We start from the raw sequence: 22,779 nt of genomic DNA on the forward strand, positions 1-22,779 counted from the left end.
GTTTGGCAGCCAAACAATGCCGATTTCCACTTCAGCTATCGCGAAATGTCCTTACGCTGGGCTATGGGCAAATCGGTAAATTCAATAACAGCGCAGGTAACCGAGCAGGTTGGCTGGGATAAGATTGTGCAGTACGCGCACAAAATAGGTATCGAAAGTCCGCTTAAATCGGTGCCCTCAGTATCGTTAGGGTCAAATGACGTATCCGTATTTGAAATGGTACGTGCATACAGCACATTCCTTAATAAAGGCGAAAAGGTAGACCCCTTACTGGTTACCAAAATAACCGATCAGAAAGGCAATATTATTGAGGAATTTACACTTAAGGCCGAAAGGGTATTGAGCGAGGAAACTGCCTGGCTGATGCTGTATATGTTCCGCGGAGGTATGGAAGAACCGGGCGGTACATCGCAGGCGCTTTGGGAATATCCTGGCCTTTGGAAAAAGAACAACCAGATCGGTGGGAAAACCGGCACCTCAAGCGATTATGTAGATGGCTGGTACATGGGTATAACCAAGGACCTGGTGACCGGTATCTGGGTAGGTGCCGATGACCGCAGCGTTCACTTTACTACCTCAGAAACAGGTGAAGGATCGCACACTGCATTACCTATTTTTGGTGCGTTCATGGAGAAAGTTTATGCCGACCCAAATTCGGGTTACACTTACGGGCCGTTCCCTAAACCGTGGAGCAAGATCTCTAAAACTTATATGTGCCCGTCGCCACAGATCCGCGAGGATACCACATCTACCGACAGCGTTACCATGCCTATCGATACGACAGGCGGGTTTGTTGTGCCACCACCGGCACCGGCAGAAGAAAATCCGGAAAATAAAACACCGCCACCCGGGCGATAATCAGATAGTTAAATGCTTGCTTAGGCAGGCATTTTTTATTTAAATTAGCTTATTGTTTAAACCGCATATATGAATAAACGTTACCCACTTAACAAGTTAGTAAAGTATCCATTTATATTATTATGTATTGTTGGCTCATTGCTTTTTAATCAGCAAGCCAAAGCGCAGTACTTTGGGCAAAACAAGGTGCGCTACAAAAACCTCAAGTTCAAGGTTTTTAAAACTCCGCATTTTGAGATCTACTACTACATCAACAACGATAGCACTATTAAGCGCTTCGCCCAGGAAAGCGAATTGTGGTATACGCTGCATCAGCAGGTATTCCGCGATACCTTCAGCAAACCTAACCCGATCATCTTGTACGCCAATCACCCCGATTTTCAGCAAACTACAGCTATCGACGGCGAAATAAGCGTTGGTACCGGCGGTATTACCGAAGGCCTTAAAAACCGGGTGGTAATGCCTTTTATGGAAACCAACCAAACCACGCGCCACGTACTGGGCCATGAGCTGGTTCACGCTTTTCAATACCATACATTACTGGGTAAAGACTCTGCAAATTTCGCGAATATCGGCAACCTGCCCCTTTGGATGATAGAGGGTATGGCCGAATATCTATCCATAGGTAAAAAGGATGCTTACACTGCTATGTGGATGCGGGATGCTTATTTGAACAAGGACATACCTACAGTGCGCGACCTTACAGAAACCAATAAATATTTCCCCTACCGGTATGGCGAGGCATTCTGGTCCTTCCTCGGGTCTACGTACGGAGATACTATTGTTGTTCCCTTTTTTAAAAACGTTGCCCGGTTCGGGCTGGAATACGGTATAAGGCGAACCTTTGGGTATGACGACAAGACCCTGTCCCGATTATGGAAAAATTCTATTGAGCAAACTTATAAGCCTTATTTGAAGGATACCACTCAAAGGCCGGTAGGCAAACTCATTATTGACGATAAGATAGGCGGCGACCTTACCGTTGCACCATCCGTTAGTCCCGACGGCAGATATGTAGCTTTCCTATCATCCAAAAGCTTGTTCAGTATCGATCTTTACCTGGCCGATGCACAAACGGGGCGAATAATTAAACGGCTCACCAGTAAGGTGTCTAATACCCATATCGATGAATTTAACTTTATAGAATCGGCGGGCGCATGGTCGCCCGATGGCAAAAAATTTGCATTTAGCGTATTTAACAAGGGTCGTAACCGCTTACTTGTAGTGGCCGTTCCCAGCGGGCGGGTACTTAACGACGTTTCGTTAGGCAAAGCCGAGCAGTTTAGTAATGTCAGCTGGTCGCCGGATGGCAAAAGTGTGGTGGCGCAGGGCTTGTCTGAAGGACAGGGCGATTTGTACCTGTACAATTTTGATACGAAGAAAGTAACACAGCTCACCAACGATAAGTATTCTGATTACCAGCCAAGCTTTTCAAAAGACGGTAAAAAGATCATCTACGCAAGCGACAGAGCTACGTATGATACCCATACGGCACAGGATATTTCATTCAACCTTGCAGAGCTGGATCTGGCTACCGGTAAGGTAGCTGATATTAAGGTATTTAATGGTGCCAATAATTTAAATCCTGTTTACTCCGGCGATGGTACACAGGTTTATTTTCTGAGCAACCGTGACGGGTTCCGCAACCTGTACCGTTACACGCTAAGCAGCGGCAAGGTAGAGCAAATGACCGAATTGTTTACCGGCATCAGCGGTATTACCGAATTTTCGCCGGCATTGAGTATCTCCGACAAAGATGACGTGGTTTATTCTTACTATCGCAAGCAAAAATACAGCATCTACAATGCTAAAGCTACCGACTTTAAACCGGTTGTTGTTGACGGCGGCGTAACTAATTTCGATGCAGCTATGCTGCCGCCGCCCCGCGCAGTGGGTGTCGACCTGATCAACAATAACCTTAACAATTACCTTGCTTACCCGCGTATCCCTACAGATTCTATCCGTTCTATTGCCTACAAGCCAAAGTTCAAGCTGGATTACTTGGCCAGCAATGGCGTAGGGGCCTCGGTAGGCACTTATGGAACCGGACTTTCCAGCGGTATACAGGGGGTATTTAGTGATATATTGGGCCGCAACCAGATCTATGCGGGTGCCGCGGTAAATGGCGAGATCTACGATTTTGGCGGGCAGGTAGTTTACATTAACCAGCAGGGCCGTTGGAATTTCGGTATTGGTGGTTCGCATATTCCCTATCAATCGGGTACATTCAGCTCCGCGTTTACTACAATCGATTACGATAGCAAACAAGTGCCGGTTTATGAAGAACGTACCGATATCATCCGTACATTTGAGGATGCGGTAAAGGCATTTGCCTCATACCCTATCTCCCGTTCGATGCGAGCAGAGGTAGGCACAGGTGCTGCCAGGTACTCGTACCGGGTAGACAGATACAGCACCTACTACCCTTACACCAATGTTAGTAATCAGCTGGTGATTGGTAACGCCATCGATTTTAAAAAACATAAGATTGGCCGTGACCAATTCAAAAGCGAAACCGGGTATGACCTGCGGCCGTTCGAAATCTACAACATTAATACAGCCTTGGTTGGCGATAATTCTTACTTCGGGATAGCCGCCCCGCTGAACGGTTACCGCTACCGTTTAGATGCTACTTACAACATGGGCACATACACGTTCTTTTCGCCCACTATCGACCTGCGTAAGTATGTACGCGCGGCACCAGTTACCTTTGCAGCCCGTTTTTATGGCTACGGTCGCTTTGGTGACAATGCCACTAACCTGTACCCGCTGTTTATTGGCTACCCCTTTCTTATTCGTGGCTATGAGGCTCAATCTTTTTACAATTCTCAAAAAGCTGCAACCAATAATTTCAACATCGACCAGCTATCGGGTAACAGGATAGCTGTAGCTAATTTTGAAGTACGGCTTCCGTTTACCGGCCCGGAAAAATTGGCTGTGATCAAGTCAAAGTTCCTGTTTAGCGATTTGAACTTATTCTTTGATGCCGGTTTAGCCTGGAACAAGGGCGACCAGGTGAAGTTCCAAACCAATCCGGAATTGCTGCGTACCGTACCAACGCTCGATCAAAGCGGCCAGCCGGTGCTTGACCCTACCAGTGGGAAACCGCTTAGCACATCGGTATACACTCGTGTACCGGCCCTAAGCGCAGGAATATCGTTAAGGGTTAACTTTTTTGGTTACTTTGTACTTGAGCCTTACTATGCCATACCCTTTAACCGTACGGATATTAAAAAGCCTGTATTTGGGTTAACGTTTGCACCGGGATGGTAGGTGATCCGAAGTCAAAGACTTCGAGTAACTTGAGAAATATGAAATTAGTAGATGATAGTTATTTCCAGTCAATTTTAAATCATTATAAAAATGTTTGGAATGCAGACCCCAAATTACATAAATGGGAGCCTGGACCAAACGACGAATTGCCAACAAGTTTTCGAGTCGCTGAGTTTTCTCCCTCCGACAATAAATCAATGTGGACCTATGCAACGTGTAATTTATCTGTAACTTCTGATATAGAGGGAATTGAATTGCACATGTTCTCTGAAAAAAAAGACCCGATGCTAATTGAATTACTTACGACTGTTTCCTATTATCACAGAAATATAAGCAAATTAAATCTAAATCATACGGTAAATTTTGGACGACCCTGGCAAGATTCTTCTCTATGCACATATGGACTGATATCATTACCTTATTTAGATGGGCCAATACTTGAAAATTTAGATATTCCGGAGCTAAATAAAAATGTTAAATTTTTGTGGCTAATACCAATTACTTTGGAAGAGTGTAACTATAAAAAAGACCACGGCATCGAGCGTTTAGAACAAAAATTTGAGGAATACAACTTTAATTATCTATTGCCGGGCAGAAAGAGTGTTGTTTAACTTGTATTATAGTTTAGACTTTGATAGCGAAGTATAGTCCATACATCATTCTTAGTCACCAATTTCCACTAAACTACCCTTTCATGACAATCTTTGTGGCACAGTTTTCGTAAATTTAGGTATTATGAAAAAATCAATTTTAGCCGTAATGATCGTCAGCATTTTAGCTGCTTTCGGCTGCGATAATACAAACGGACAAACAAAAAAGGTACAGGAAAACAGGCGCCTGGCTAAACCGGCCGTAGAGTGGAAAAAGAAACTCACCCCTAACCAATACGAAATTATGGTTAACCGGGGTACCGAACCGCCCTATAAAAACGCATATTACAACAACCACGAAAAAGGCTTGTATGTAAGCGCCGCAACCGGCGAAGTATTATTTAGCTCGGCCGATAAATTTGATAGCGGCACCGGCTGGCCAAGCTTTGTAAAGGCAGTGGATGCCGGCAAAGTAGAGGTTGTAAAAGATAACAGCTACGGCATGAGCCGTGACGAAGTTGTTGAAAAAAGCACAGGCTTGCACTTAGGCCATGTGTTTGACGACGGCCCTGCAGACCGGGGCGGCAAACGCTTTTGCATGAACAGCGGCGCATTAAAGTTTATTAAACAGTAACCGCCCTGCGTGCTGATGGGATTGAAGGCCGGCCATAAGTGGTTGGCCTTACTCTTATCCCGCTCTCAAAATTTAAGCCGGCCGTAAGGTCTATCCAATCCGGGTTTACCGGGCGTATCATCTTTTCCTTTTGCATCCGGGTGTAAGTGCTCACCTGCTGAAAACGGGCCATTGCCTGCTCTTCGGTATTGATTTCTTCAAAATATACCAACCGGTTTAGCTGCTGTGCGCTATCAAAGAACAATGTAGGCATATCGCTGTAAAACTTGATGGTTTTTAACAGGTCTGTGCACATTCCTACGTGTAAATTTTTCCTGTTTCTGTCGGTGACTATATAAACGAACCTCTTCATTTGATAAAAAAATTTGCCGGTTAAAAAATAATTACTAATTTTATGAGCATAAAAATACTAACAATTTTAGCAATTCCAAATTTTTATGTCAAAAATTTCATCAAATATTAAATTCCTTAGAAAAAAAAAGGGGTTAACACAGCAACAGTTTGCAGATCAAGTAGGGATAAAACGCTCTTTAGTAGGCGCTTATGAAGAAGAACGTGCCGAACCAAAATACGAACTACTAAAAAATTTAGCATTGTTTTTTGATGTGTCTATTGATGATTTTATAAATGAAACCATTAATGAGAAGTGGGCACCAAAGCCCAAAGGAGATCCTGCAAACCTAAGGGTGTTGAGTATTACCACCGATAAGGACGATAACGAGAATATCGAACTGGTTCCTTTAAAAGCCAGCGCAGGTTACCTTAACGGTTACGCCGACCCGGAATATGTGGTGCAGTTACCTAAACTATACTTGCCGATGTTTAAGCAGGGCACCTACCGCGCTTTCGAGATAAAAGGCGATTCGATGTTGCCGCTGATATCGGGTACTATTATTATTGGCGAGTACCAGGAGAACTGGGGCGATGTTAAAACCGGCGAAACTTATGTGATCATTTCAAAAAGCGATGGCATAGTATATAAACGTGCGGGCAACAAATTTAAAGAAAACAAAAAACTGAAGCTGATATCCGATAACCCGGTTTACGAGCCTTATGACATTAATGGCGAGGACGTGTTAGAGATTTGGAAAGCAAAGGCATATATATCAACCCATATGCCTTTACCTACGCCAGAGCCTACTATGGAAAGCTTAACCAGCATGATGGCCCAGATGCAGCGCTCGATAGCTAACTTGCAAGGCAACAATTAAGTTACAGAGGTAGAATTAAACTATAGCTCCTTATCTTTATCATAACATCATTAAAAAACTAAATTAAATAAAATGAAAAAAATTATGTTGATCTGCATGTTCCTGATCGGGATCTCTGCAGTGAGCCGTGCACAAGGCGGACAAAGGATGAGTGCTGCCGATAGGGTTAAGCAAATGAAAACTGATTTGAAGTTAACTGACGACCAGGCAGCCAAGATCACCGCTGTTTATGAAGCACAAACCAAATCAATGGACAGCCTGCGTAACGCCGGTGGCGACAGAAGCGCTATGCGCCCAATGATGCAGGCAAGCAATGACAAGATCAAAGCGATTTTAACTGCTGATCAGCAAGCTGCGTGGCAAAAAATGATGGATGAAAGACGCGCCCGCATGCAAAATGGCGGTGGCGGCGGTACCCCTCCTCCAAACAAATAATATTGCTAAATAAATAACAAAAGCGGCCTTACAGCCGCTTTTGTTATTTTTATCCAAATTTTGATCATTGGCAACTGCAGAAGAATATTTAATTGAAAAATTAGCCGACCGTAAGCAGGCCGGAACTTATCGATCGCTTAAACCTGAAAACAGGCTGGTAGATTTTTGCTCAAACGACTACCTGGGCTTTGCACGATCGCAGGTATTGAAAGATGCTATTGCAAAGGAACTTACGTTACATACGGGGCAAAATAACGGGTCTACAGGTTCAAGGCTCATTTCAGGTAATTTAATTTACACCGAAGATCTGGAGCAATCAATTGCGGCTTACCACAATGCAGAAAAAGGATTGCTTTTTAATTCCGGTTACGATGCCAACGTGGGTCTTTTTTCGTCGCTGCCGCAAAAGGGTGATACAATAATTCACGACGAGCTGATCCACGCGTCTATTATCGATGGTGCGCGGTTAAGCCATGCCAACCGGTACACTTTCCGACACAACGATCTGGAAAGCCTGGAGGCCAAATTAAAGCAAGCCAAAGGTATTTGTTATGTAGTAATAGAAAGTGTCTACTCAATGGACGGCGACAGCCCTCCTATCGTCGATATCTTAAATCTAACGGAGCGTTATGGCGCTTACCTGATAGCTGATGAAGCACATGCGGTGGGTTTATATCCTGCCGGTTTGATTAGCCATTTAGGGCTTGCAGATAAAGTATTTGCCCGCGTGGTAACATTTGGTAAAGCGCTGGGCTGCCACGGCGCAATAGTTTTAGGCAGTGATGCGCTCCGCAACTACCTTATCAATTTTGCCCGGTCGTTTATTTATACAACCGCGGCGTCATTTCATCAGTTGGCTGCTATAAAAATGGCTTACCAACTTTTAGCTGCCGCTAAGCAAGACATCGACCAATTAAAACAAGTGATCGGTTGGTTTAAAGAAGGCACCGATGTTAATGCTGCACAGCCATTGATTGCAAGTGACAGCGCTATTCAATGCATCTTGCTATACAGTAATGGAAAGGCAATGGAACTGGCCGCACTGTTGCAGGATAAAGGTTTGGATGTACGGGCAATACTTAGCCCGACTGTAGCAAAAGGTGCCGAAAGGATAAGAATTTGCCTGCATAGCTATAACACTTATCAGGAAATTGACAGCCTGACGTGCACAATTAATACATTTGCCCATGCAAAATAAGCCACTGTTTGTAACCGGTATTGGAACCGGCATAGGTAAAACATTAATATCCGCAATTTTAGCCGAAAAACTAAAAGCAGATTACTGGAAACCGGTACAGGCCGGTGATCTGGACAATTCAGATACGATCAAGGTACAACAGTTGGTAAGCAATACTAAGACCATGTTTCACCCGGAAACTTACAGGCTTAAACAGCCATTTTCTCCGCACAAGGCTGCAGTATTGGATAACATTGAGATAAAAGAGAAAAACATTACCTTACCTGTAACCGCCAATAATTTGATAATAGAAGGTGCCGGGGGATTAATGGTGCCTTTAAACGATCATTTTTTGATGATCGACCTGATACAACATTTGGATGCTGAGGTTATACTGGTGTCCCAAAACTATCTGGGCAGCATTAACCATACATTACTATCTGCAGAAGCGCTGAAAAGCCGCGGTATAACTGTAAGGGGAATGATTTTTAATGGCGAGCCCAACGCCTCGACAGAGGATTACATTTTATCCTACACCAAAATAAATTTACTCGGACGGGTACCGGAGCTTTCAAATATAAACAGAGAATCTATCCAACACGCCGGAAACAGTATTAATTTGTAGATAACCACGCTACAAAACATTGTAGTACCCCACAAACTTTGCCAGGTCGCCATCCGTTTTAAAATTTAAGCTGGCCGAGACGGCGTAACTATTCAGCTGCTCCTGCTTATCGCCAATCGCAGCGATCAGGCTGTTCTTATCCATTTTAACCGGGGTGGCCTTATCGCCTTTCACAATGTAGTATTTACTGTTGTCCCTAAAACTTTTAAGGGTAGTTGCCGAATTGTATGATTTTACATCAGCAATGGTTCGGGTGGTTTTTTTGATCAGCTGCACTTTACCATCCGCAATTACTTCGTAAAATGTGTTTGGGCTACTTTTGCTGATGCCCTGGTAGCCGCTGCGAAACGTTTTGATAACAGGTTGATCCTTTTCGGCATAATTGATAGTAAATTGCCTCACAGGTTCAACAAACGCAAGTGTATCTTTGCCGGTATAAGTGAAAAACAGCTGATCAGTATAAAGGTTATACATCAGCTTGATATCGTCTTTAAATTCTTTGCCGTTAACCGTTTTAGCCATGCCTGACGACCACCCGTCGACCAGATAAGCGGTACCTTCAATATTAGCGTAATCCTGCCCTTTAAGCTGGTTGCCCTCCCGGTTGTAAATATACTGGGCATTTGCCAGGGTTGTGATACCCAGGCTGCAAATGATAATTAATGTTGCCAACAAATTTTTCATAAATGCAATTTAATAAAATTAACATAAAATAATGAGGTGACCGGTCCGTCTTACGTTAGTTTATTTTAAAGATTGGTTCATAAACATGGTGGGTAAATATTAAGTTTGTGATGATTAGGCAGCCGCCCAAGTGCAGCCACATAAACCTCAAAAACATGAAGAATATTACCGTAATAGGATCGGGAACTATGGGAAACGGCATTGCACATACCTTTGCGCAAAACGGTTACAACGTATCATTAGTTGATATTAACGATGCCGCACTGCAAAAAGCACTGCAAACCATAGCGGGCAACCTAGATCGCCAGATAAAAAAAGGAACTATTGATGAAGCCGCAAAGACAGCTACGCTAAATAATATTAAAACTTATACCGACGCTTACGAAGGCGCTTCGGATGCGGACCTTGTGGTAGAAGCAGCTACAGAAAACCGTGAGATCAAGTTGAAATTATTTAAACAACTGAGCGATGTTTGCAAACCCGGGGCTATACTGGCATCTAATACATCATCTATTTCCATTACAGAAATTGCTGCTGTAACCAAAGAACCCGGCAACGTTATCGGCATGCATTTTATGAACCCCGTGCCGGTAATGAAACTGGTTGAAGTGATACGTGGTTATGCTACCACAGATGCAACGACACAAACCATCATGGAGTTATCGACAAACCTGGGCAAAGAACCTGTTGAGGTAAACGATTACCCCGGCTTTGTGGCCAACCGGATTTTGATGCCCATGATTAACGAGGCTGTTTGCACCTTATTTGAAGGCGTAGCCGGTGTAAGCGAAATTGATACCGTTATGAAACTGGGTATGGCCCACCCGATGGGGCCGCTGCAACTGGCCGATTTTATTGGGTTGGACGTTTGCCTGGCCATATTAAAAGTATTGCACAATGGCTTTGGTAACCCTAAATATGCGCCTTGCCCGCTATTGGTAAATATGGTAACTGCCGGCCACCTCGGCGTAAAATCAGGCAGTGGTTTTTATAAATATACTGCCGGTAGTAAAGATTTGGTAGTGGCAGAAAAATTTGCTTAAATACAATTTTAACGATAAACCATCTACGATTTGATATTTAAACCTTTTTAATATGCATCTGTCAGTATTAATTACAAAATATATAACAGATGAAAACATTATCAAAATTGGGAATGGTTGCAGCGATAGCAGGATCGCTGTTCCTATCATCATGCGCTACTGATAGCTATGTAGTTGAGCGACCCGCAGAGCCCGTTTATGTAAGGCCTGTATCGCCATATGCCAACGCTTATTGGGTACCAGGCGAATGGGTATATCGTGGCAACCGTTATGTCTACCGCAATGGCTATTACGTCCGCCCCCGTGCCAACCGGGTTTATGTTCAGGGCAATTGGTACCGCGGACCGCGTGGCTACTCTTGGCGCAAGGGGCACTGGCGGTAATTTTATAGAACAATATTGAGTGCATCAATGATACATTCCGACAATGCAAAGCCCTTTAATGTTGTTAAAGGGCTTTGCTGATTAATGCCTATAAATCTTTTCTCCGGTTTTCAAGACTACATGCGCTCGGGCACTTCTATACCCATGAGGCCCATTCCCCTGCTAATCAAACTGGCCGACGCGGCGGATAGCTGCAGTCGGAATTGTTTCTGGCGCTCTTCATCTGCTTGCATAATCGGTTTTTCGTGGTAAAACTTATTGTAGGTTTTAGCCAGATCGTAAACATAGTTAGCAATTAAAGCCGGACTGTGGCTTAGTGCAGCCTCGGCTATCACCTCAGGAAATTTGCTTAAGCTAACAATAAGGTCGCGTTCTATACCATCCAGTTCTGTAGTATCATTTTGGCTGCCTAACAGCGTATAACCGGCCTTGCTGAGTACCGATTTGATCCGCGCATGAGTATATTGAATGAACGGACCAGTATGCCCCTGAAAATCAACAGATTCATTAGGGTCAAATAACAAGCGTTTCTTCGGGTCGACTTTAAGTAAAAAGTATTTTAAAGCTCCCATACCTATCGTATGGTATAACTTATTTTTATCTTCTTCGGCAAAGCCGTCCACTTTGCCCATGGCTTCAGTAGTTTCGGCAGCGGTTTTGAACATATCGGCCATTAGGTCGTCCGCATCAACTACGGTTCCCTCGCGCGATTTCATCTTACCAGATGGCAGGTCGACCATCCCGTAAGACAGGTGGTACAAGCCTTGCGCCCAGGTTTTGCCTAATTTTTTTAAAATGAGGAAGAGCACCTTAAAATGATAGTCCTGCTCGTTACCAACTACATATATGGACTCGTCCATTTTATAGTCGTCGTATTTAAGCTGCGCTGTACCCAAATCTTGGGTGATGTATACAGATGTACCATCAGCACGCAATACCAGTTTTTCGTCGAGCCCTTCATCGGTCAGGTTAATCCATACGGAGCCATCCGGTTTCTTAAAAAATACCTCTTTGGCAAGGCCGTCTTCAACAATATCTTTTCCTAATAAGTAGGTGTTGCTTTCATAATAGTATTTATCGAAGCTTACGCCGAGGGTTTTATAGGTAACATCAAAACCGTCATAAACCCAGCCGTTCATGGTTTTCCACAGGTCTATCACCTCCGGGTCATTTGCTTCCCATTTCAGCAGCATTTGCTGTGCTTCTTTAATCAGTGGGGCATTTTTTTTGGCATCGTCTTCAGTCTGGCCTTCTTCTACCAGTTCCTGTATCTGCTGTTTGTAAGCTTTATCAAACCATACATAATATTTACCGGCAAGATGATCGCCTTTCAAGCCTGACGATTCCGGCGTTTCGCCATTACCGAACTCGCGCCAGGCTAACATACTTTTACAAATGTGTATCCCCCTATCGTTAACCAGGTTGGCTTTCACCACGTCGTAACCTGCTGCTGTCAGTATCTCGGCTAGCGAAAACCCTAAAAGGTTATTACGGATATGCCCAAGATGCAGGGGCTTATTGGTATTGGGCGACGAATACTCCACCATTACCCTTTTACCGTTCGGTTCGGCTACAGCAAAGTTATCATCCAATATCTCTGTTTGTAATTTATCAATCCAGTAGCTGTCTTTTATAGAAATATTAAGAAAGCCTTTTACAATGTTAAAGGCAGCAACTTCCGGCAGGTGGATTTTTAAGTAATCGCCAATTTCGCCGCCGGTTTGTTCCGGGCCTTTACGCGACACTTTAGTATAAGGGAAAGTAACCAATGTTACCTGGCCTTCAAATTCTTTACGTGTATCCTGCAGGTTGATGCTCTCTGCCGTGATTTCGGTTTGGTATAAGTCTTTTACGGCTTTAACAACAGCCTCTTTAATAAAATCCATTGCGCAAAAATACTTAATTAGTCCGAAAGTCGGGAAAGACTGATGAGTGTAAAATCTATCGGTAACAAACACTTTGGTAAACCATCTCTGTATTTACCGACTTTCGAACTTTACGGACTAATCTGCTACCTTTGCTAACTACTTGATACCTTTTATGACTTTAACCAATGATGAATTTAAGTTAGATGTAACATCAGAAATTGGCAGCCTGCGGGCATTGCTGGTACACAGCCCGGATAGTGGTTTGGGCAAGGTAGTACCCTCAAAAGCGCAGGACTGGCTTTTTGAAGATATTGTGCACCTGGACACCATGCGCCGTAAGGAGTACGATTATTACATTAAACTATTGATGTACTTTTTAGATCCTGCAAAGATAAATGGTAAATTAAACCAGATAGATTCGGCAGAGGGCAACCGGGATTTTTTTAAGCCTGATAATACAGGTTTTCATCATTCGGAAAAGGTGATAGAGATCCAAACCCTGCTGAGCGATATTTTGCAGCAAACGGATATCCGAAAAAAACTTGTTGCAGCGGTTTGTGCTATAGAAAGCTGTAACTACCGTATGCAATTGCAGCTGATAGATACCGAACCGGTAGCGTTAGCGAAAATATTTATTTCCGGATCATTAGCGGATGATACCATGATCTTTGCCCCTATACCCAACCTTATCTTCTCGCGCGACCTAGGGATTACCATCAACAACCACATTTTACTGAATAAGCCGGCAAAAAAAGCACGCTCGCGCGAAACGCTTTTGATGCGTTACATCTTTTTCAACCACCCAATGTTTGCTGCCTACAAGGATAACGTGATCGAAATTCCCGAGAACAAACAGCATTTTTTACGCCCCGGCGAAGTAAACGAAGAAAAAACCACTTTAGAAGGCGGGGATGTAATGATGGTTAGTCCGCAGCATTTAATTATAGGGTGCAGTGAGCGCACATCAGTGAGCGGGGCAAACGAGGCCATTAAACTATTATTTGAACATAGTGTGGTAAGTAAGATCACTATCGTTAAAATTCCGCACAAGCGGGATTATATGCACATAGATACCGTATTTACGCAGGTAAAGCGCAATGTTTGGGTATTGCTGCGATCGCTTACCATTGCCGAGGCAGAGCAATCTGAAAAGGAACCGATTGCCTGGTTCGCCGATAAAAAGAACAAGGATAAGCCAGAGATTGTACAGTTCCGGAAAAACAAAGAACCAAGGATGTTTGCTACGTTGGAGGACCTGCTGGATAATATTAGCCAAAAAGACCTGAATAGTACCGAGCCCACCAAGTTTATCTATTCCGGTAATGATGAGTTTCCTTTTGATGCCCGTGAACAATGGACGGATAGCTGCAACCTGCTTGCCCTTACCGACGGCGTGGTGTTGGGCTATGACCGCAACGACAAAACCGTTGAGGCTTTTAAACAAAGCGGATTTGAAGTTATACACGTAACTGATCTGCTGCCTAAACTGGAAAGCGGCGAAATGACTGCCGGGCTAATGAAAGATACGCTTATACTGATGCCATCTGCCGAGTTATCCCGTGCGCGCGGCGGTTTTCACTGTATGAGTATGCCTTTGCAAAGAGACAGCGTCTGAATCAGAATTTTCAGGATTTAAGAATGAACAGAATTCTGATCTTATCGCTATTTATATGACCATTTAATATTCTGAAAATTAATTAATTCTGTAAATCCTGATTCGGACAAAGACAATGAGCCAATCTACACATAACATTCTTATGATCCGCCCGGTTGCGTTTGGCTATAACGTGCAAACGGCTGATAGTAATGCTTTCCAGGTTCAACAAGATAACCAGCAGCTGGTACAGCAAAAAGCACAGCAGGAATTTGACGGCTTTGTAAATGTGCTGCGCAACAATGGTGTAAATGTCACCGTGATCGACGATACTGTTGAGCCACATACGCCGGATTCAGTCTTTCCAAACAACTGGGTATCGTTTCATGAAAATGGTGATGTTTTTTTATATCCCATGAAGGCGCAAAACCGCAGGTTGGAACGAAGGGAAGACATCATTCGCCAGTTAGAGGAAAATTTTAAGGCTAACCATGTGATCGACCTGAGCCGTTTTGAGCTGCATGAGCAGTTTTTAGAAGGTACGGGGAGCATGGTGCTGGACAGGGGAAATAAGATAGCCTATGCCTGTATTTCGCCGCGTACAAACGCCGATGTGTTAAAAGCGTTCTGTGATTATACCGGCTACGCTGCAATAACTTTCGATGCTTTTGACCAGCAAGGGCAAGCCATTTACCATACTAACGTGCTGATGGCCATTGGCAGCGGATTTGCGGTTATTTGCATGGAAAGTATTACCAACGCTCATGAAAGAGAAAAGGTGACCACCTCCCTTCGGTTGACCGGAAAAGAAATCATTGATATAACTTTTGACCAGATGAACCACTTTGCAGGTAACATGCTGGAAGTTAAAAATAATAAAGGTGAAACTCTGATCGTAATGTCGCAAACGGCTTACAATTCGCTAACGGCCGGTCAGCAAAACACCTTGCAAAAACACGGCAAGCTGATTTATGCCGATATCAACACTATAGAAACCAACGGCGGTGGCAGCGCCAGGTGCATGATGGCTGAGGTGCATTTACAGCGATTGTAAACTTAAATTTAATTGTACTGTTTCATTACCTGATGTTGCAACGTATACTTGATATGAAAAACTACCAAATCTTAGCTGTTGCTTTATTAGCCTTAACCTCTTGCAGTGTGCGCCCCGGCGATCAGTCGGCAGTGCAAAAATCAGATACTGCTGAGGCTGTCAACGATACCGCGTCGGCGGCAAAAACGCTTACCGCAACCATGCGCGTGAAGGAAACTATTGCAAAAGGCGACTCGGTTATACTTACGTTTACTGTTAAAAACAATGCTACAGACAGTCTTCGCTTTTGCAAATGGCATACACCGTTTGAACCGCTGATGAGTAAATACCTGAGTATAAAAGATGAGAGCGGTACTGAAGCCGCCTATAAAGGACCAATGGCTAAACGCATTATGCCACCGCCAGCAAGCAGTTACATCACCCTAAAGCCTAACGACAGTGTAACCGTTAACGTGGATGTTTTGAAAGCCTACGCTATTGACAAACCTGAAGCGTACACCGTAACGTACGAAGGAAAAGAGATAAGCGGCCTTGAGGTTAAACAAAATGCCACTTTCAAATACACTAAATAACTAATAACCGGCAGAGCAAAGTAAAATTCGCCCTGCCGGTTGTTAAATTATTTTTTAGCGATTTTGTAAAGTTTTCCACCATCGGTAGCAGCGTAAATAGCTCCGTCTTTACCGGTAGTTATGCAACGCCACCTTTCGTTCTTATCGGTTAGCAAGCGTTCTTCGCCAACAACTTTATTATTTTTAATTACCAGCCTAATGATGTGCTGCCCGCTAAGCGCCCCTACAAAAATGTTATTTTTCCACTCGGTAATATTTCCGGTGTAAAACATCATACATCCCGGCGATATAACAGGGTCCCAATAGTAAACGGGTTGTACGGTGCCCGGCTTTTGCTGTATACCATCATAAACCTTGCCGCCACTATATTCAATGCCATAAGTAACAACAGGCCAGCCGTAATTGCCGCCTTTAGTGATCAGGTTAAGTTCATCGCCACCGCGTGGCCCAAACTCAACTTCCCAAAGGCCACCGGTAACCGGGTTTATGGCAAGCCCATCCTGGTTGCGGAAACCATAAGCATAAATCTCGGGCTTAGCGTCGGCTGTACCAATAAATGGATTACCGGCAACAGGTTTACCATCCTTGGTAATGTGGATGATCTTACCTGTTGTTGCACTAAGGTCCTGCGCTTTCACGCGGATATCATTAGCCTGGCGGTCGCCTGACGTTACAAAGATGTTTCCCTGTTTGTCGAACACCAGCCTCGAGCCGAACTGACCGCCTCCTTTATAGCGTGGATAGGCTTCCCATATCACTTTAACATTCTCCAGTTTGGTCTCATCGGCAGATAATTTACCTTTTGCAACCGCAAGTGTCGCGCCCCGATCGCCGGGTTGCGCGTAAGTCCAGTAGATCATACGATTGGTTGCAAAATCCGGGTCGATGTTAACATCCAGCAAACCACCCTGATTTTGATACTGCACAGCCGGGAACCCGGTAATCGTTTTCACGATCTTGCCGTTTGTTGTAAGTATTTGCATTGTGCCCGGTTTACCGCTTATCAACAGGCGGCCATCGGGCAAGGAATGCATCCCCCAAGGGCCTTTCAACTCCGAATTGATCACAGTAACCGTGTAAGGAGTAACGGTTTTAACGCTGCCAATGCGTGTTTGGCCTGCAAATGCGGGTTTATAAGTTGTATTTGCCTGGTTTGTTTCTACCGATTTACCGGTTTGAGCCGTAGTTGCGGTAATTGTTAGCGCAAGGGCGGCTGTAGATAAGGCTAATGACTTAGCTGCTTTGTAAAAAATCATAATAGCGTATAGTTTTGTAATACAGATTACAATGATAAAAGCCATATGTTTAACTACAACATATTTTTTACATTGAGGGTGACTATGAGTTGCCAGATGCTGTTTACATTTTGATAGTTGCATGAGCCTTAAAGCATCAATTGCAAACAATTACAATGCAACTATAATTTCTCCCAACAATTTTGATAAATAATCCGTTTTAAAATTACACTTTTGCCAAAAATTTAATTAATGCAGAGTTACCAGGAATTTCTTGATCTTAGTGTAGGTTTCCCACAGGATGGTTTCGAGATCATCGAAGATGAACTATACTTTCAGGACCTTAATTTGATGGAAATGATTGAAACGTACGGTACCCCCCTACGCTTCACTTATCTGCCCATGATATCTAAAAAGATCCAGCAGGCAAAGCTGTTGTTTCAGCAGGCGATCATTAAAAATAATTATCGCGGTACTTATAAGTATTGTTACTGTACCAAAAGCTCGCACTTTAAACACATTGTTGAAGAGGCGCTAAAAAACGAGATCCACCTGGAAACATCATCGGCTTTCGACATGCCGATGATTGAGGCATTGGAGAAAAAAGGTGCCCTTACAAAAGATATGACCGTTATTTGCAACGGCTTCAAAACGTTCCAGTACAAGCAGTACATTATTGATATGCTGCATGATGGATTCATCAACATCATCCCCGTACTCGATAACAAGGAAGAATTTAACCTTTACGATGATGAGGTAGAACTGGATACACCTTGTAACCTGGGTATCCGGATAGCTGCGGAAGAGCAGCCTGACTCACAATTCTACACTTCTCGCCTGGGTGTGCGCATGGAAGATGTAATTGATTTTTACCATAACAAGATCGAGAAAAACCCGAATTTCCAGGTTAAGCTGCTGCACTTTTTCATCAACTCCGGTATTTCTGATACTCCTTATTACTGGAACGAGCTGGAGAAATATGTTACGCTTTACTGCAAGTTTAAAAAGGTAAACCCGCATTTGGATACCCTGGATATTGGCGGCGGAATGCCTTTTAAAGATTCACTGGTATTTGATTTTGATTACGAGTACATGATCAATGAGATCGTGAGCCGGATCAAAGAGATTTGTGCCGAGCACGATACCATGGAACCGGATATTATTACCGAATTTGGTAAATATACCGTGGCCGAAGCTTCGGGGATCTTATATAAAGTACTTGGCCGGAAACAGCAAAACGACCGTGAACGCTGGCTGATGCTCGATGGCAGCTTTATCACTAACCTGCCCGATGTTTGGGCGCTTAACCAAAAATACATCCTGCTGCCAATTAATAATTGGGATAGCGAGTACGAGCGCGTAAACCTTGGCGGCATTACCTGCGATGGTCAGGATTATTATAACCAGGAAGCGCACATGAACAGTGTGTTTATGCCAAAAACCCGTAAGGTGCAGTACCTTGGCTTCTTTAACACAGGCGCATATCAGGAAGTATTGAGCGGTTATGGTGGTATTCACCACTGCCTGCTTCCGTCACCCAAGCATGTCATCATTCGCCGCAACAGGGACGAGACATTTAACTTTGAGGTGTTTGGCGAAGAGCAAAACAGCAAACAGGTTTTAAAGATTCTGGGTTATACTACCTAGTATTGCAGACAATTATATTCAAAGCACCGCCAAAAGCGGTGCTTTTCTGTTTGGTTAAATTAGCATAAACCACAAAGGATTTGGTAGTTCTTGTGAGCTATGTAACGCTACGGTTTTCTATGTAAATGTTGCAGTTAAAACAAGAGTCGGTATTTTTTCAAATAAATTCTACTATTCCCCTATACTATATATATATTTGGGTCATTAGAATATGAAACAGACACACATCATCTTTAACCATGCCCTTATTTATTGCTGTATGTACAGTAATACCGTGTGGTTGTAAGCAGAGTGTAACTAAAAATACATGCCCCTTCAGCCACAGCGAAGGGGCTTTTTTTTAAAACGTTACTAACTAAATACCAATATGCAAAGCTTCAGGACCGAACTGGAGAACCCGATAGTTGAACAGGACATTATTGACCTGGAACGAAAGATCCGCGCGTTTCGTGAGGGGAAGATCCATGACGAGAAGTTTCGCAGCCTGCGTTTGGCACGTGGTGTTTATGGCCAGCGGCAGCCCGGTGTTCAAATGGTTCGTATCAAATTGCCGTTTGGTAAAGTAACTTTTCAGCAACTGTTAAAGATAGCTGATATTGCCGACGAGTACGGCAGCGGTAATCTACACCTTACCACCCGTCAGGATATCCAGATCCATTATGTTAGCCTTGACCGTACACCGCAGCTTTGGGCCGAACTGGAGCGGGACGATATTACCCTGCGGGAAGCTTGCGGCAACACGGTAAGGAATGTTACATCGTCCCCTACCTCGGGCATCGACCCTAAAGAACCGTTCGATGTATCACCTTATGCACAAGCCGTATTTGAATATTTTTTACGTAACCCCATTTGCCAGGACATGGGCCGCAAGTTTAAAATGTCGTTCTCGGCCAATGAAGATGATACGGCGTTCAGCTACATTCACGATCTTGGATTTATACCCAAAGTTACCGGTGCCGGCGAACGCGGATTTAAAGTGCTTTTAGGAGGCGGTCTAGGTGCGCAACCATTACTGGCCAGCCCTGTAGAAGAGTTCTTGCCCGAAGATCAGCTGATCCCTTATATAGAGGCTATCATCCGTGTGTTCGACCGTTATGGCGAGCGCAACAACCGGAACAAGGCCCGTATGAAGTATTTAATACAAAAGATCGGGCTTGACAAAGTATTGCGCCTTGCAAAGGAAGAATACAAAGCACTTAAAGTAAAAACCTACCAGATAAACCGCAACAGCATCCCTACTCCAGCTTTGCCAGATAGTACGGCATATCTGCAGGTTGAAATTTCAAATCCCTTACGATACGAACAATGGCGGTTAACTAACGTGTTCGAACAAAAGCAGGCAGGCTTTCATGGCGTATACGTAAAAGTGCCGGTTGGCGATATCCCATCAAATAGTGCCCGGGCCTTTGTTGCCGGTATCCGCCCCTTTGTTGGTGATGAGATCCGCATAACGCAAAACCAGGGGCTGCTGTTAAAATATGTACGCGCTGAAGCGTTACCAGGGTTATATGAAGCGTTACTTTCTCTTGATATGGCCGCCCCGGGTTTTGATAGCATTGCCGATGTAACTACCTGCCCGGGTACCGATACCTGTAACCTGGGCATCAGCAATAGCATGACCATGGCGCGTGTGCTGGAAGATGTTATCTACAACGAATATGAAGACCTGATCTATAATCGCGAAATCAAGATCAAAATAAGTGGCTGTATGAACAGCTGCGGTCAGCACGGCCTGGCGCATATTGGTTTTCATGGCAGCTCGCTTAAAGCCGGCACCAAAGTACTGCCATCAGTGCAGGTAATGCTGGGCGGCGGAACGGTTGGCAATGGTGTTGGCCGCGCTGCGGAACGGGTGATCAAAGTGCCGTCTAAACGTGCAACTGGCGTATTACGCGCCGTGCTGGATGATTATAAGCGCGCATCGGATCAGGGTGAAACCTTCCACGCTTATTATGACAGGCAGGGTAAAGATTATTTTTACCGGATGCTTAAGCCGCTGGCCGATCTGACTACCCTGACAGACGATGAGTTTGTAGATTGGGGCCACCAGGAAACTTATGTAAGTGCTATTGGCGTTGGTGAGTGTGCCGGCGTTATCATCGACCTGGTAGCAACCCTGCTATACGAAAGCGACGAAAAGCTTAGCTGGGCGAACGGTGCATTTGAAAAAGGCCTCTGGGCCGATGCGATCTACCACTCTTATAACACCATGATCAGTAGCGCCAAGGCATTATTGCTGGATAAAGGTGTAAACAGTAGCACCCAGGCAGGTATTATGAAAGAATTCGATACGAATTATATCGAAACAGGCGAAATAGCACTCGACGGCAGCTTTAGCGACCTGGTTTTACAAATCAATAAAAATGAACCTACACAAGAATTTGCAGCTGCTTACAAACAGCAGGCAACAGACTTTTTGCAATCGGTAAAAAATAAAAGAGAGGCAGTGTTATCATGATACAAACCCAAATAAAAACAACGGTTAAAGAACCGCGCATCACGCTTGTAGGCGCAGGCCCCGGCGATGCAGAACTCATCACTATAAAAGGGATCAAAGCCCTGCAAACTGCAGATGTGGTTTTGTACGACGCATTAGTGAATGAAGAGTTGTTGACATTTGCCCCGGGCGATGCTACAAAAGTTTATGTGGGCAAACGTTCCGGTGATCATTCTTTTTCGCAGGAGAACATCAATAAGCTGATGATTGATTACGCACTAAACTACGGCCATGTAGTGCGCTTGAAAGGTGGCGACCCATTTGTATTCGGTCGCGGGTTTGAAGAGTTGGATTATGCAGCAGACTACAGCATCCCGGCACAGGTAATACCCGGTATATCCAGCTCTATCGGTGTGCCCGGCTTGCAGGGTATACCGGTAACCCACCGTGGCTTAAGTGAAAGCTTTTGGGTGGTCACAGGCACTACCAGTGACGGAAAGATCTCTGCCGATCTTTATGCTGCTGCTAAAACCAATGCTACGGTAGTAGTGCTGATGGGCATCCATAAACTGGCCGAGATCGCCAAAATATTTAGTGCCGAAGGTAAAGGCAGATTGCCTGTTGCGGTTATACAAAGCGGCAGTACTGAGAACGAAAAAGTGGTTGTTGGTGTGGCCGATACCATTGCCGAGGTTGCCGAAGAAAATAAGATAGCTTCACCGGCCATGATGGTGTTTGGCGATGTGGTGTCCCTACATCCCAAATTCCAGCCTATACGCGAATTTTATGACATTGTTGCCCAGGAATAACGTAACCGATCTGCAGCCGAAAAAGGCACAGGGCAACCAGTTATTTCCGGTGTTTTTAAAGCTGGACGAACTGCATACCGTGGTGGTTGGCGGTGGTAATGTTGGTTTAGAGAAACTAACGGCCATTTTGAACAACAGCCAGGCGGCGGTAGTTACTGTTATTTCTAAAATTTTCCTGCCGGATGTGCATATTCTTGGCGCGCAGTATCCGCAACTCAAAATTGTTCAAAAGGCATTTGCTGATACCGACCTTGACAGTGCCGATCTGGTCATAGCCGCTACTAACGATAGCGAATTGAATCATTTCATCCGCCAGTCTGCACATGACCGCAAATTGCTGATAAACGTTGCAGACAAGCCCGACCTTTGCGATTTTTACCTGGGTTCTGTAGTTCAAAAAGGCGATCTAAAGATCGGGATCTCTACCAACGGCAAATCGCCTACTATTGCCAAACGGTTAAAAGAGGTTTTAAATGAATCGCTGCCAGCCGAACTGGATACCACCCTGCAGCAAATGAGCGAGATCCGCAATAACTTATCCGGCGATTTTACGTACAAGGTAAAAGAATTGAACCGGGTAACAGCCATATTGGTTGGTGCCAGAAAAACGCCAAGTAACACTAACCTTAAATTATTGGTTTGGGGTGCAT

The 22,779-nt window shown here is 44.3% G+C and carries 21 protein-coding genes; 17 read left to right on the forward strand and 4 right to left on the reverse strand.

What is annotated here, in order from left to right; translation table 11 throughout:
- The 4 genes from ACE5CV_RS05280 to msrB form a co-directional block, all read left to right on the forward strand.
- Window positions 1-858: penicillin-binding transpeptidase domain-containing protein (locus ACE5CV_RS05280; protein ID WP_374949120.1), on the forward strand; the 858-nt coding region annotated here is incomplete at its 5' end.
- A gap of 69 nt (window positions 859-927) precedes the next feature.
- The gene (locus ACE5CV_RS05285; protein ID WP_374949121.1) at window positions 928-4,131 is read left to right on the forward strand and encodes a tolB protein precursor; all 3,204 of its coding nucleotides are present in this window, start codon (window positions 928-930) and stop codon (window positions 4,129-4,131) included.
- A 38-nt stretch (window positions 4,132-4,169) separates the two neighbouring features.
- The gene (locus ACE5CV_RS05290) at window positions 4,170-4,742 is read left to right on the forward strand and encodes a suppressor of fused domain protein (protein WP_374949122.1); all 573 of its coding nucleotides are present in this window, start codon (window positions 4,170-4,172) and stop codon (window positions 4,740-4,742) included.
- 124 nt (window positions 4,743-4,866) lie between these two features.
- The gene (gene msrB, locus ACE5CV_RS05295; protein WP_374949123.1) at window positions 4,867-5,355 is read left to right on the forward strand and encodes a peptide-methionine (R)-S-oxide reductase MsrB; all 489 of its coding nucleotides are present in this window, start codon (window positions 4,867-4,869) and stop codon (window positions 5,353-5,355) included.
- Here the strand turns inward: msrB and ACE5CV_RS05300 are convergent.
- The gene (locus tag ACE5CV_RS05300) at window positions 5,345-5,650 is read right to left on the reverse strand and encodes a GIY-YIG nuclease family protein (RefSeq protein ID WP_374949124.1); all 306 of its coding nucleotides are present in this window, start codon (window positions 5,648-5,650) and stop codon (window positions 5,345-5,347) included. The genes msrB and ACE5CV_RS05300 overlap by 11 nt on opposite strands.
- Window positions 5,651-5,792: 142 nt before the next feature.
- Between ACE5CV_RS05300 and ACE5CV_RS05305 the strand changes: the two genes are divergently transcribed.
- The 4 genes from ACE5CV_RS05305 (at window position 5,793) to bioD (ending at window position 8,803) form a co-directional block, all read left to right on the forward strand.
- Window positions 5,793-6,566 (forward strand): XRE family transcriptional regulator, encoded by a 774-nt coding sequence (locus tag ACE5CV_RS05305; protein WP_374949125.1) that lies wholly within the window; start codon window positions 5,793-5,795, stop codon window positions 6,564-6,566.
- A 72-nt stretch (window positions 6,567-6,638) separates the two neighbouring features.
- Window positions 6,639-7,001, forward strand: a complete 363-nt coding sequence (locus ACE5CV_RS05310; protein WP_374949126.1) for a Spy/CpxP family protein refolding chaperone — start codon at window positions 6,639-6,641, stop codon at window positions 6,999-7,001.
- 67 nt (window positions 7,002-7,068) lie between these two features.
- Window positions 7,069-8,199: an aminotransferase class I/II-fold pyridoxal phosphate-dependent enzyme gene (locus ACE5CV_RS05315; RefSeq protein ID WP_374949127.1), complete on the forward strand. Its 1,131-nt coding sequence runs from the start codon at window positions 7,069-7,071 to the stop codon at window positions 8,197-8,199.
- Window positions 8,189-8,803 (forward strand): dethiobiotin synthase, encoded by a 615-nt coding sequence (gene bioD, locus ACE5CV_RS05320; RefSeq protein WP_374949128.1) that lies wholly within the window; start codon window positions 8,189-8,191, stop codon window positions 8,801-8,803. Before ACE5CV_RS05315 ends, bioD begins: the two co-directional genes overlap by 11 nt.
- A 9-nt stretch (window positions 8,804-8,812) precedes the next feature.
- Here the strand turns inward: bioD and ACE5CV_RS05325 are convergent, their stop codons facing one another.
- On the reverse strand, window positions 8,813-9,487 hold the full coding sequence (locus tag ACE5CV_RS05325) for a hypothetical protein (RefSeq protein ID WP_374949129.1): 675 nt from the start codon (window positions 9,485-9,487) through the stop codon (window positions 8,813-8,815).
- A gap of 155 nt (window positions 9,488-9,642) precedes the next feature.
- On the opposite strand from ACE5CV_RS05325, the gene ACE5CV_RS05330 reads away from it, so the two are divergent.
- Entirely contained in the window at window positions 9,643-10,530 is an 888-nt protein-coding gene (locus ACE5CV_RS05330) for a 3-hydroxyacyl-CoA dehydrogenase family protein (protein ID WP_374949130.1), read from the forward strand.
- A gap of 89 nt (window positions 10,531-10,619) precedes the next feature.
- Window positions 10,620-10,913, forward strand: a complete 294-nt coding sequence (locus ACE5CV_RS05335) for a hypothetical protein (RefSeq protein WP_374949131.1) — start codon at window positions 10,620-10,622, stop codon at window positions 10,911-10,913.
- A gap of 116 nt (window positions 10,914-11,029) precedes the next feature.
- On the opposite strand, the gene argS is transcribed toward ACE5CV_RS05335, so the two are convergent.
- Window positions 11,030-12,799 (reverse strand): arginine--tRNA ligase, encoded by a 1,770-nt coding sequence (gene argS / locus ACE5CV_RS05340; protein ID WP_374949132.1) that lies wholly within the window; start codon window positions 12,797-12,799, stop codon window positions 11,030-11,032.
- Window positions 12,800-12,953: 154 nt separating this feature from the next.
- Between argS and ACE5CV_RS05345 the strand changes: the two genes are divergently transcribed.
- The 3 genes from ACE5CV_RS05345 to ACE5CV_RS05355 all read left to right on the forward strand — a co-directional run bounded on the left by ACE5CV_RS05345 (window position 12,954) and on the right by ACE5CV_RS05355 (window position 16,001).
- Window positions 12,954-14,396, forward strand: coding sequence for an arginine deiminase family protein (locus tag ACE5CV_RS05345; protein ID WP_374949133.1), 1,443 nt, complete (start codon window positions 12,954-12,956; stop codon window positions 14,394-14,396).
- Window positions 14,397-14,511: 115 nt separating this feature from the next.
- Window positions 14,512-15,429 (forward strand): citrulline utilization hydrolase CtlX, encoded by a 918-nt coding sequence (ctlX, locus tag ACE5CV_RS05350; protein WP_374949134.1) that lies wholly within the window; start codon window positions 14,512-14,514, stop codon window positions 15,427-15,429.
- A gap of 53 nt (window positions 15,430-15,482) precedes the next feature.
- Window positions 15,483-16,001, forward strand: a complete 519-nt coding sequence (locus ACE5CV_RS05355) for a protease (protein WP_374949135.1) — start codon at window positions 15,483-15,485, stop codon at window positions 15,999-16,001.
- Between the two features lie 47 nt (window positions 16,002-16,048).
- On the opposite strand, the gene ACE5CV_RS05360 is transcribed toward ACE5CV_RS05355, so the two are convergent.
- Window positions 16,049-17,257: a PQQ-dependent sugar dehydrogenase gene (locus tag ACE5CV_RS05360; RefSeq protein WP_374949136.1), complete on the reverse strand. Its 1,209-nt coding sequence runs from the start codon at window positions 17,255-17,257 to the stop codon at window positions 16,049-16,051.
- A gap of 231 nt (window positions 17,258-17,488) precedes the next feature.
- Between ACE5CV_RS05360 and ACE5CV_RS05365 the strand changes: the two genes are divergently transcribed.
- The 4 genes from ACE5CV_RS05365 to ACE5CV_RS05380 all read left to right on the forward strand — a co-directional run.
- Window positions 17,489-18,883 (forward strand): arginine decarboxylase, encoded by a 1,395-nt coding sequence (locus ACE5CV_RS05365; protein ID WP_374949137.1) that lies wholly within the window; start codon window positions 17,489-17,491, stop codon window positions 18,881-18,883.
- Between the two features lie 367 nt (window positions 18,884-19,250).
- Window positions 19,251-21,341 (forward strand): HEPN domain-containing protein, encoded by a 2,091-nt coding sequence (locus tag ACE5CV_RS05370; protein ID WP_374949138.1) that lies wholly within the window; start codon window positions 19,251-19,253, stop codon window positions 21,339-21,341.
- Complete coding sequence (cobA, locus tag ACE5CV_RS05375) at window positions 21,338-22,129, forward strand: uroporphyrinogen-III C-methyltransferase (protein WP_374949139.1); 792 nt, start codon at window positions 21,338-21,340, stop codon at window positions 22,127-22,129. Before ACE5CV_RS05370 ends, cobA begins: the two co-directional genes overlap by 4 nt.
- Window positions 22,107-22,779 (forward strand): bifunctional precorrin-2 dehydrogenase/sirohydrochlorin ferrochelatase (locus ACE5CV_RS05380; protein WP_374949140.1); only part of this gene is annotated, 673 nt, incomplete at its 3' end. The genes cobA and ACE5CV_RS05380, both read left to right, overlap by 23 nt.

This window comes from Mucilaginibacter sp. (assembly GCF_964263795.1).
GTDB lineage: Bacteria > Bacteroidota > Bacteroidia > Sphingobacteriales > Sphingobacteriaceae > Mucilaginibacter.